At 67.6% G+C, this 10,240-nt stretch carries 11 protein-coding genes; all 11 read right to left on the reverse strand.

Going from position 1 to position 10,240, the window contains the following annotated elements; translation table 11 throughout:
* The coding region (locus AC1DMA_RS29960; RefSeq protein ID WP_478146455.1) for an AMP-binding protein at window positions 1-1,466 on the reverse strand (1,466 nt) is incomplete at its 3' end.
* A gap of 19 nt (window positions 1,467-1,485) precedes the next feature.
* The gene (locus AC1DMA_RS29965) at window positions 1,486-1,905 is read right to left on the reverse strand and encodes a MaoC family dehydratase (RefSeq protein ID WP_478125952.1); all 420 of its coding nucleotides are present in this window, start codon (window positions 1,903-1,905) and stop codon (window positions 1,486-1,488) included.
* Window positions 1,902-2,372, reverse strand: coding sequence for an FAS1-like dehydratase domain-containing protein (locus AC1DMA_RS29970; RefSeq protein WP_478125953.1), 471 nt, complete (start codon window positions 2,370-2,372; stop codon window positions 1,902-1,904). Before AC1DMA_RS29970 ends, AC1DMA_RS29965 begins: the two co-directional genes overlap by 4 nt.
* Before the next feature lie 25 nt (window positions 2,373-2,397).
* Window positions 2,398-3,561, reverse strand: coding sequence for a thiolase family protein (locus tag AC1DMA_RS29975; protein WP_478125954.1), 1,164 nt, complete (start codon window positions 3,559-3,561; stop codon window positions 2,398-2,400).
* A complete protein-coding gene (locus tag AC1DMA_RS29980) occupies window positions 3,558-4,727 on the reverse strand; it encodes an acyl-CoA dehydrogenase family protein (RefSeq protein WP_478125955.1) in 1,170 nt (389 codons plus the stop codon). Before AC1DMA_RS29980 ends, AC1DMA_RS29975 begins: the two co-directional genes overlap by 4 nt.
* Before the next feature lie 5 nt (window positions 4,728-4,732).
* Window positions 4,733-5,899 (reverse strand): acyl-CoA dehydrogenase family protein, encoded by a 1,167-nt coding sequence (locus tag AC1DMA_RS29985; RefSeq protein ID WP_478125956.1) that lies wholly within the window; start codon window positions 5,897-5,899, stop codon window positions 4,733-4,735.
* The gene (locus AC1DMA_RS29990; RefSeq protein ID WP_478125957.1) at window positions 5,896-6,981 is read right to left on the reverse strand and encodes an ABC transporter ATP-binding protein; all 1,086 of its coding nucleotides are present in this window, start codon (window positions 6,979-6,981) and stop codon (window positions 5,896-5,898) included. Before AC1DMA_RS29990 ends, AC1DMA_RS29985 begins: the two co-directional genes overlap by 4 nt.
* Complete coding sequence (locus tag AC1DMA_RS29995) at window positions 6,978-8,042, reverse strand: ABC transporter ATP-binding protein (RefSeq protein ID WP_478146456.1); 1,065 nt, start codon at window positions 8,040-8,042, stop codon at window positions 6,978-6,980. Before AC1DMA_RS29995 ends, AC1DMA_RS29990 begins: the two co-directional genes overlap by 4 nt.
* A 5-nt stretch (window positions 8,043-8,047) precedes the next feature.
* Entirely contained in the window at window positions 8,048-8,971 is a 924-nt protein-coding gene (locus tag AC1DMA_RS30000; RefSeq protein WP_478146457.1) for an ABC transporter permease, read from the reverse strand.
* Window positions 8,964-9,881 (reverse strand): ABC transporter permease, encoded by a 918-nt coding sequence (locus AC1DMA_RS30005; RefSeq protein ID WP_478146458.1) that lies wholly within the window; start codon window positions 9,879-9,881, stop codon window positions 8,964-8,966. Before AC1DMA_RS30005 ends, AC1DMA_RS30000 begins: the two co-directional genes overlap by 8 nt.
* The coding region (locus AC1DMA_RS30010) for an AMP-binding enzyme (RefSeq protein ID WP_478146459.1) at window positions 9,878-10,240 on the reverse strand (363 nt) is incomplete at its 5' end. The genes AC1DMA_RS30005 and AC1DMA_RS30010, both read right to left, overlap by 4 nt.

Consider the following 10,240-nt stretch of genomic DNA (forward strand, 5'->3'; position numbering starts at 1 on the left):
CCCACCTCGCCCAGGCGCCGGTCCGGCACGCCCACCACCACGGCCTCGCGCACGCCCGGGTAGGTCTTGAGGAACACCTCGATCTCCTGCGTGGCCACGTTGAAGCCCCCGGGCTTGATCATTTCCTTGACCCGCCCGCGATAGATGAGATAGCCCTCCGCATCCAACTCGCCCAGATCGCCGCTGTGCAGCCAGCCTTCGGCATCGAAAGCCTTGGCGTCTTCTTCGGGGCGCTTGTAGTAGCCCTTCATGAGCACGTAGCCGGCGATGCAGATCTCCCCGACCGTGCCGCTGGGCAGCGTCTGGTTGGTCTCCACGTCGGCAATGCGGATGCGAACCCCCTCGACCGGGCGACCGTTCGTGCCGGCACGCTTGTCCAGCGGATCGCTGCAGTCCGTCCGGCACACGGCATTCGACGTCTCGGACATGCCGAAGACACCGACCAGTTCCGGCACGCCGAGCGTGTGCGTGGCCCACAGGAAAGAGCCCTTCGACAGCGGCGCGCCCGTGCCGGTGCGCAGGCTGGAGAGGTCGTGGCGGCCACGGTCTTCGAAGGCCATCAGGTCCTGCACGATCGTGTCGACGAAGAAGCTGATCGTGATGCGCTCGCGCTCGACCGTCTCGCAGAAGCTGCGCGGCTCGAAGCGATCGACGATGACGATGGCGGCGCCCGCCAGAAGCATCGACAGTGTGTAGCCCGTGCCGGTCGCCGAGAACAGCGGCACACACGAAAGATAGCGATCCGCCGGCGTGAGGTGCATGCGCGAAACGGTCTGCCAGTTGTTCTGCAGCAGCGGTCCGTGGCACACCTGTGCGCCCTTTGGAAACGACGTGGTGCCGGAGGTATAGAGGATCTGCGCAACGTCGTCGGGGCCCACCGCGGCCATCGCGGCGCGCAGGACTTCGTCCATGGCAGCCCCGCCGAGCCGCTCGTGTCCGGCCCGCTCGATGCTCTCGAAAGGCGAGATCCCCGCTGCCAGCACAGTGGGGGCGGCTGCAATCACGCGCCGCAGCATCGGCAATCGCGCGCTGCGCCAGGCACCGAGGGGCTGATCGGCCCAGGCCGGTTCGAGCTGCGCCAGCAGCGGCAGGTAGGCCACCCCGCGCGATGCGTCCTGCATGATCAGCGTCGACGTGTCCGACTGCGCCAGAACGTATTCAAGATCGGACGCACGGAAACGCGTGTTCACCGGCACCAGCACAGCCCCGATCATGGGCACCGCCCAGCGCGCGATCATCCACTCGGCGCCGTCGCCCATCCAGAGCGCCACCTTGTCTCCACGCACCACGCCGCACTCGATCAGGCCGCGTGCGAAGGCGCAGACCCGCGCTGCGAGCGTGGCGAAGTCGATGCGCTGCGCACCGACCACGACGGCCTCGCGGCCGCGATGCGCCGATGCCGCCCACAGCAGTGCATCGCCGAAGGTGCACTGGCGCCAGTTGAGAGATGCGTTCGGGAGAGTCATGGACACGCGCTCTGCGGAGTCAGCGCCGGCCCGGCTTCAATGTCGCTTCGCCGGATGCGACGGCCCGGCCTGCGACGTCGGCATCGATGCGGCACTGCACTTCGCCGGCCGAATCCGCCTCGCCGATTCCGGTGATCACGCCCACCACGTGCACTGCATCGCCCGGCCGCACGGGCGCCGTGAAGCGCGCGGCGATCCGGCGCACCTGGCCGCCCGCGCCGGCCCAGTCGCTGGCGGCCCGCGCCATGAATGCCATGGTCAACATGCCATGCGCGATCACGCCGCCCAACCCGGCATCGGCCGCGTATTGCTCGTCGTAGTGGATCGGGTTGTAGTCGTCCGATGCGCCGGCATAGCGCACCAGCTGTTGCCGGGTCACGGGCTCGGTCGTGAGCTCGAAGCGACTGCCAATCGCGAGATCACTCTGTGCCTGGCTCATGCAAGGCTCCGCTTCTCGACCTGCGCGAGCGAACGGTAGACCGTGCTGCGCCCCGCGGTGAAGACCAGTTCGCCGTTCTCGTCGCGCCCTTCGACGGCCTGGTGCAGCAGCTCCATGTGGCCCTTGCTGCCCTGCTTGTCCTCGACGCCGACGAAGCGCACGCGGCAGCTCAGGCGCATGCCGGCGACGATAGGGCGCACGTAGTCGAAGGACGTCTGGCCCGCGACCACGCGGCGCCGGTCCAGCGCTGCGAACCAGGGCGGCTCCTTCGGCGGCCGGAAACAGGTCGGGAAGGTGGGCGGAGCGACCACGTTTGCGTAGCCCAGCGCCTGCGCGTGGGCAGCATCGCGATAGAGCGGGTTGGGATCTCCGATGGCATCCGCGAACTTGCGGATCGCGCCGGCCTCCACCTCCACCGTGAAAGGCTCCGAGAGTTGGCCGATCAGGCTGCGGTCGATTTCCGTCATGCAGGTCTCCTTGGCGGCGCCACGATCAATCGAGGCGCTCGACGATGGTCGCCGTCCCGAGTCCGCCGCCGCAGCACATGGACTGCAGCCCGTACCGGCCGCCGCGGCGTTCGAGTTCGCAGATCAGGTTGGTCATGAGGCGCGCGCCGGTGGAGCCCAGCGGATGGCCGATCGCGATCGATCCGCCGTTGACGTTCACCTTGTCCAGCGGCGCCTCGATGTCCGCCAGCCATGAACCGAGAATCGACGCGAAGGCTTCGTTGATCTCGAAGAGATCGATGTCGGCCACCGACAGCCCCGAGCGTTCGAGGATCTGTCGCGTGGCCGGAATGGGCCCCGTGAGCATGATCTCGGGGTCGACGCCGACCACCCGTTGCGCCTTGAGCCGCGCGCGGGGACGCAGCCCGAACTCGCGCGCCTTAGCGGCGGTCATCAGCAGCAGGCCCGCGGCGCCGTCGGAGACTTGGCTCGAATTGCCCGCGGTGATGCGGCCATCGCTACGAAAGGCAGGCTGCAGCGACGCCATCTTCTCGGGCGTCCCGCCTCTGCGTACTCCCTCGTCCGCCTGGAGCCGCTCCCCGTTGGCAAGGGCCACGGGCAGCAGTTGCGTTGCCAAGTGTCCGGCGTCCTGCGCCGCCGCCGCGAGCGCGTGGCTGCGCAGGGACAGTTCGTCGAGCCAGGCACGCTCCAGCTTCCAGCGCTCTGCAATCCGCTCCGCCGCCTCGCCCATCGTCGGCATGGAAAGACGCTCGACCAGATCCGCGGGATACCTGCGGCCGTACTTCGTGTCGTCGTTGCCGCCTGCCGTGTGCGACATCAGCTCGACGCCCCCGGCGAGCACCACGTCGCATACCCCGCTGCGAATCAGGTTGTCGGCAAAGTGAACCGCCTGCTGGGATGACCCGCAGGCGCGAGTGACTGTCACGCCGGGCACGCTGAACGGGAAGCCCCCCATCAGCAAGGCGGTGCGGGCAACATTGCCCGCCTGCTCGCCGACCTGCGCGGCGCAGCCCGCGACGACGTCGTCCACACGCTCGCGCGGCACGCCGTTGCGATCGCACAGCGCCACCAGCACCTGGGCCAGCAGCGCGGAGGCGTGCATCTCCTGCAGTGCGCCGCCGCGGCGGCCCACAGGGGTGCGCAGCGCGTCGACGATCACCGGTTCGCGGTCGTCCAGTCGGATGCTCATTCGCCGCCCTTTCCGGCCCACTGGCTGTTCTTGCGCTGGAGGATGTGGCTCGCGATCATGTTCTTGTGGATCTGCAGCGTGCCGCCGTAGATGGAGCCGCCTCGCACTTCGCGGTAGCGGCCTTCCACCGGGTATTCGGTCATGTACCCGTAGCCGCCGAGGAGCTGGATCGCGTCGTCGCAGATTTCCTTGGCGGCCTGCGCGACATAGACCTTGGCCACCGAGGTCTCCAGCGGCGACGGCAGCCCGGCCGCGGTGTTCGCGGCGGCGCGCCAGGTCAGCAGCTGGGCGGCTTCGAGCTTGACCTTCATCTCGGCCAGCATCCACTGCAGCCCCTGGAAGTCGGCAAGTTCGCGGCCGAACTGCTTGCGCTCCTTGACGTACGACAGCGCGTACTCGTAGGACGCCTGGGCCGATCCCAGCATGCGTGCGATGCTGCCGAGACGCTCGACGTTGTAGACGCTGATGAGCTTGCCGAAGGCATTGCCCTCTGCGAGGATGTTGGCGCGCGGCACCCGGCAGTCGCTGAAGAAGAGCTCGTACTGGCGCTCGCCGGCCATGTTCACGGTGCCGGACGAGATCGTCAGGCCCGGTGCGTCGTGCGGCAGCAGCAAGGCGCCGATGTCGCTTGCGCGGCCCGTGTTGCCGAAGCGGCAGTACAGCAGCGTCGCATGGTTGTCGCGGGCGGCGCTGATGAAAATCTTCTGTCCGTTGATGACCACGTCGTCGCCGTCGATGCGAGCGCGCGTGCGCATGGCTGTGGCCGCCGAACCGGCCTCGGGCTCGGTGATGCCGATGCTGATGCCGATCTCGCCGCGCGCGACGCCGCCGACGAAGACCCGCTTGTGTTCCTCGTTGCCGATCTCGAGCACCGCGCCCACGGCGCCTGTCGAGGTGCGATGCGTCAATCCACCCATCGTCGAATCGACGCTCTGCACCACCTGCAGGAGCAGCAGGGTGTCCAGGAGCGGCATGTCGAGGCCGCCGTAGGCCGACGGAAGGTTGAGCCCGAGCAAGCCGTGCCTGGCCATCTCGCGGCGCAGGCTGTTCATCGCGTCGGCCGTACCCTTGGCATGGGCCTCGTGAGCCAGGGGAAGGAGCTGGCGGCAGAGCTTCTCGGTGGCCGCCATCATCTCGCGCTGCGAGGGGGTGATCTGAAAATCCATGGGGATCAGCGCTGCAGTGTGGAGTCGAAGGTCTCGCCGAGTTCCGCGGCGCCGATGATCTGCGCGGTGCGGTCATGGCCGACGTGCAGCACGTGCGTGTCCAGGTCGCGCACCAGGCGTCCGAGCGGGAATTCGTCGAAGAGGGCGGTCGAGCCGGCCAGCATGATCAGGGTGTGCGACATCGTGAGGGCCGCATGGGCGCAGATCGATTTCGCCTTCATGGATGCCAGCTCCGCTGCCTGCACATCACCGCGGGTCCAGGAGGCCAGTGCGTCTTCGAAGACCACCTGCGCGCCGTGCAGCATCGTCTGCGTTTCGCCCACGCGCAGCTGCACGAGCGGATCCTTTCCGCGTCCGCGCTCCCTCAGGCCCTTCATTACCCACTCGTAGGCGCCTTCGATGGCGCCCAGGTAGTTGGCCGCGAAGCCCAGGTGGAACCGCCCCTGCCAGCGCCCCTTGGGATAGGCACCGGGTTCGCCCAGCACGTGCGTGTGTGGGATGAAGACGTTGTCCAGGTAGATCTCGGGACTCGGACAGGCGCGCATGCCCGTCGGGCGGTACCAGTCGTGGTTGGCGGTGACGCCCTTCATGCCGGGCTCGACGATCACCATCAGGTGGCCCTTGAAGTACTCGGTCTCGCCCTCGATGGTGGCGAAGATGATCGCCAGGCCGTTCTCGAAGCCGTTGGTCGCGTAGTTCTTGCTGCCGTTGACGATGTAGCCGCCATCCACCGGCTTGGCTGTGGTCTTCAGCACGTACATGTGCTTGCGGTTGGCTTCGCTGCCGACGAAGGACGAAAGCTTCATCGACCGGGTCATCGGCTTCACGAACATCTCGCGCTGCTCGGTCGTCCCGATCTCGTCGATGGCCCACGCCACGTGGTTCTGCACTTGCATGCAGTGCGCGGTGCCCGGCGATCCGCGAGCCACCGTGCGGATGCCCTGCAGAAAGGTCGCGGGATCGCCGGACATGACATTGCTGCCGAGACCGCCGTGATCGCGGCGCACCGTGGCCGTCAGCAGGCCGAGGTCCCAGAGGTCCTGGAGGTTTTCCATCGGCATGGATGCCTCTTCGTGCGTCTTGCGCTCGCGCTCGCGAAACTTGGTTTTTGCGAGTTCGTCGAGCTTCTTGAACAGCGGCGTGTCGAGCACGGCATGGGCATCGAATGTCATGAGATTTCCTTTTGTTGGGGACGGCTTTCGCCGGCGGGCAGGACTTCGGATGGCGGCACCGCGCGAGGGCTGGCGGTCGCCCCTCGCATCGGCACCAGGGTTTCGGCGTAGTGGCAGGCGACCCAGTGACCCGGGGCCAGCGTGCGCAGCACGGGCTTCTCGGCCGCGCAGCGTTCGGTCGCTTGCGGGCAGCGCGTGTGATAGGGGCAGCCGCTCGGCGGATTCATCGGCGACGGGATCTCGCCGGACACGGGCGCTTCGCCGTCGCGCTGCGCGCCGCGGGAATCGACCGATGCAATCAACGCGCGGGTGTACGGATGCCGCGGGTTCTCGACGATGTCCGCGGTGTCGGCGATCTCCATGAACTGCCCGAGGTACAGGACACCGATGCGCTGGCTCATGTAGGCCACCACGGCAAGATCGTGCGAGATCAGCAGGTAGGTCAGGGCCAGGCGCTGCTGCAGGTCCTTCAGGAGATTCAGGATCTGCGCCTGGATGGAGACGTCGAGCGCGGAGACGGGCTCGTCCAGGATCATGCAGCGCGGGTTCAGGCCGAGCGCGCGTGCGATCGAAACCCGCTGGCGCTGGCCGCCCGAAAGCTCATGGGGAAAGCGCCGTCCGGCATCGCCGGGCAGGCCGACCAGCTCCAGAAGCTCGCGAACCCGTGCGTCCCGCTCGCCGCTACCCAGAACGCGATGGATGCGCAACGGTTCGTCGATGATCCGGCCGATACGCATGCGCGGATTGAGCGAGCTGTACGGGTCTTGCAGCACCGGCTGGAGCGCCAGATGGAAGCGATCGCGCTCGGCTTTGCTCAATCCATCGAGGTTCTGGCCATCCACTTCGATCGATCCCGAAGTCGGCGGCTCCGCCAGCATGAGCATCTTGGCGATGGTGGTCTTGCCCGAACCCGACTCGCCAACGAGCCCGAAGGTGGTGCCGGCAGGGACATCGAAGCTCACGCCCGCCACCGCCTGCAACGGCCGCGCCCGGCCGAAGAGGCCGCGGCGGATCTGGTAGACCTTGCGCAGGTCGCGGACCTTCAGGTAGGCGTCGGCCGCGCCGTCTTCCATGCGCTTCATCGCCCGACCTCCTGCAGTGCTTCGGCGCGACGTGCGGCGGCAGGCGCCGGCGATTCGTAGGCGCCCAGTCGCTGCTCGGTGAGCCAGCAGGCCACCCGGCGTTCGCCCTCGTTCCACTCGAACCAGTCGGGGTATTGCGTGGCGCACTGCGGCACGGCGAACTTGCAGCGCGGCTGGAAGCGGCAGCCCTCGGGCAGGCGCGCGAGCGTCGGCTGCTGGCCCGGTATGGCGGCCAACCGGCGCTCGTAGGCCCCCAGCGATGGCACCGCCTGCAGCAAGCCGACCGTGTAGGGATGCACCGGCCGCTCGAAGACATCGCGGATCGGTCCGGATTCGACGATGCGACCGCCATACATGATCGCCACGTCGTCGCAGAACTGCGCCGCGAGATGAAGGTCGTGCGTGACGAACACGATCGACATGTTCTGCTCGCGCTGCAGATCGCGCAGCAGGTTGAGGATCTGCAGCTGCACCGTGACGTCGAGCGCGGTCGTGGGCTCGTCGCAGACCAGCAGGTCCGGCGACAGGGCGATGTTGATCGCGATCGACACGCGCTGGCGCATGCCGCCGCTGAACTGGAACGGATAGCTGTTGAGGCGCTCTTCGGCAGCGGGGATCTTGACCTTCTCCAGCACCTCGATGCACTTGCGTTTGAGCGTCGCGCGATCGGTGATGCCCTGGTGGTAGCGGAACACCTCCGACACCTGGTCGCCGATGGTGAAGAGCGGGTTCAGCGAGGTCATCGCATCCTGCAGGATCATCCCGATCTCGCGGCCGCGCACCTTCTGAAGATCGGCTTGCGACATGCGGGCCAGGTCGCGGCCCTTGAACAGCACCTCGCCTTGCACGAGGCGCCCGTTGGAGGGCAGCAGTCCGAGCATCGACAGGCACGTGATGCTTTTGCCGGAACCGGATTCGCCCACGATCGCGAGTGCGCGGCCGGCGCCGACCTTCAGGCTCACGTTGTCGACGGCAGTGACGACACCGGCGCCGCCGCGCCCCGCGGCCTGGCGGCTGCGCAGCATGGTGGTGAGATTGCGGGCCTCGAGAAGTGGCTGCACGTCGTTCACCATGCCCGGGTGAGGTTGGGGCTGAGCCAGTCGCGCAGCGCATCGCCCAGCAGGTTGGCCGAAACCACCGCGAGCATGAGGACCATGCCCGGGATGCCGCAGATCCACCAGGCGGTTTCGAGGTAGCCGCGGCCGTCGGCGATCATCGAGCCCCACGACGCGGTGGGCGGCTGCACGCCGAGTCCGAGGAAGCTCAGCGTGGCCTCCAGGATGATGATGATGCCTACGTCCAGCGTGGCGAGCACGATGAAGGTGTTGATCACGTTCGGCGAGATGTGCTGAAGGATGATGCGCAGCCGCGAGGCGCCGGCCAGCCGCGCCAGCAGGACGAAGTCGCGCTCTCTCAGGCTCAGGGCCTCGCTGCGGGTGACGCGTGCGAAGCGCGCCCAGTTCGCCAGGCTCAGGACGAGGATCAGGTTGAACATCGAGAACCCGATCGCGCCGACCAGCACCAGCGCGAGGATCACCGCGGGCAGCGCAAGCTGGATGTCGGCCAGCCGCATGGCGACAGCATCGGCCACGCCGCCGAGATAGCCTGCCGCGATGCCCAGCAGCCCGCCGAAGAGGCCGGCGACCAGCACGGCGCACAGTGCGACGAAGAGCGAGACCTGCGAGCCCCAGATGGTGCGCGACAGCATGTCGCGGCCCAGTTGGTCGGTGCCGAACCAGTGCTCGGCCGACGGTGGCTTGAGGGTCGCCGACAGCGAGATCGCCGCCGGATCCTGTGGCGCGAAGAAGCCGGGAAAGAGGGCGAATGCGATCAGCACCAGGGCCAGGAAGGCGGCGACGCCAAACTGCAGGCGCGACAGGAACATGCTGCGCGAGCCGGTCGTGGGAAGCTCGACGCGCACATCGGCCGGCCTTCGGTGCACCTGGGGCCGTCCCGCGGGGACCGCGGCCGTGGAGGGGACTTCATGCATAGCGGATCCTCGGATCGATGGTGGCGTAGACGATGTCCACAGCCAGGTTGACGCTGGTGAAAATCAGGGCCCCGACGGTCACGGCCGCTTGCACGACCGTGTAGTCCAGATTGGAGATCGACTCGAGGATCAGGCGCCCCACCCCCGGCCAGGCAAACACGAACTCGACCGAGACGGCGCCGCCCATCAGCACGCCGAACTGCAGCGAGATGAAGGTGATGACCGGCAGCAGCGCGTTGCGAAGCGCATGCCGGTAGACGATCACCCGCTCGGGCACGCCCTTGATGCGCGCCAGCTTGATGTATTCGGAGTCGAGCACTTCTGTCATCGACGACCGCGTCAGACGCATGATCCCGGCGGACGAATACCAGCCGAGCGCCATCGCTGGAAGGATGAGATTGACGGAGCGGCCGTAGCCGCCGGTCGGCAGCCATCCGAGCTGGATCGCGAAGAGCCGGATGAAAAGCAGGCTGAAGAGAAACGGCGGCGCGGCCTGCCCCAGAACGGCAAAGACCTTCGAGACCTGGTCGATCCAGCTGTCGCGGCGCACCGCGGCGGCGACGCCGAGCGGTACGCCGATGGCCACGGCCAATCCCAGCGAGGTCAGCGTCAGCAGCAGTGTCGGGCCGAGCGCGTCCATGACGACGCCGAGCGCCGGTCGCGAGAAGCGGTACGACATCCCGAGGTTGCCGCGAAGCAGGTCGAGCAGGTAGGCGCCGTACTGGACCACCACCGGACGATCGAGGCCCATCTGAGTGCGCAGAAGTGCGCGGTCGGCGTCCGTGGCTTCGGGCGGCAGCATCAGGTGGGTCGGGTCGCCCACCTGGCGAACGATCACGAAGATGATCAGCGTCACCAGCAGCACGGTGATCGCTGACTGGCCGAGACGCCGCAGGATGTAGTGGATCACCGGTTTGCCTCCTCGCGCGCGCTCGCCGCCGCTTCGTCGAGCGTGGCCTGCGCCCTGGCCTTGAGCTCGAGCTTGCGGATCTTTTGGCTGCCCGTGAGGGGCCAACTGGTGACGAACTCCACGTGCCTGGGCACCTTGTAGCTGGCAATCGATGCCTTGCAGTACGCCTGCAGCTGCGCTGCCTCCAGCGTCACGCCCGGACGCGCCTCGATGTAGGCATAGCCCACCTCGCCCAGGCGCCGGTCCGGCACGCCCACCACCACGGCCTCGCGCACGCCCGGGTAGGTCTTGAGGAACACCTCGATCTCCTGCGTGGCCACGTTGAAGCCCCCGGGCTTGATCATTTCCTTGACCCGCCC

This window comes from Variovorax sp. 05N34 (genome assembly GCF_056397405.1).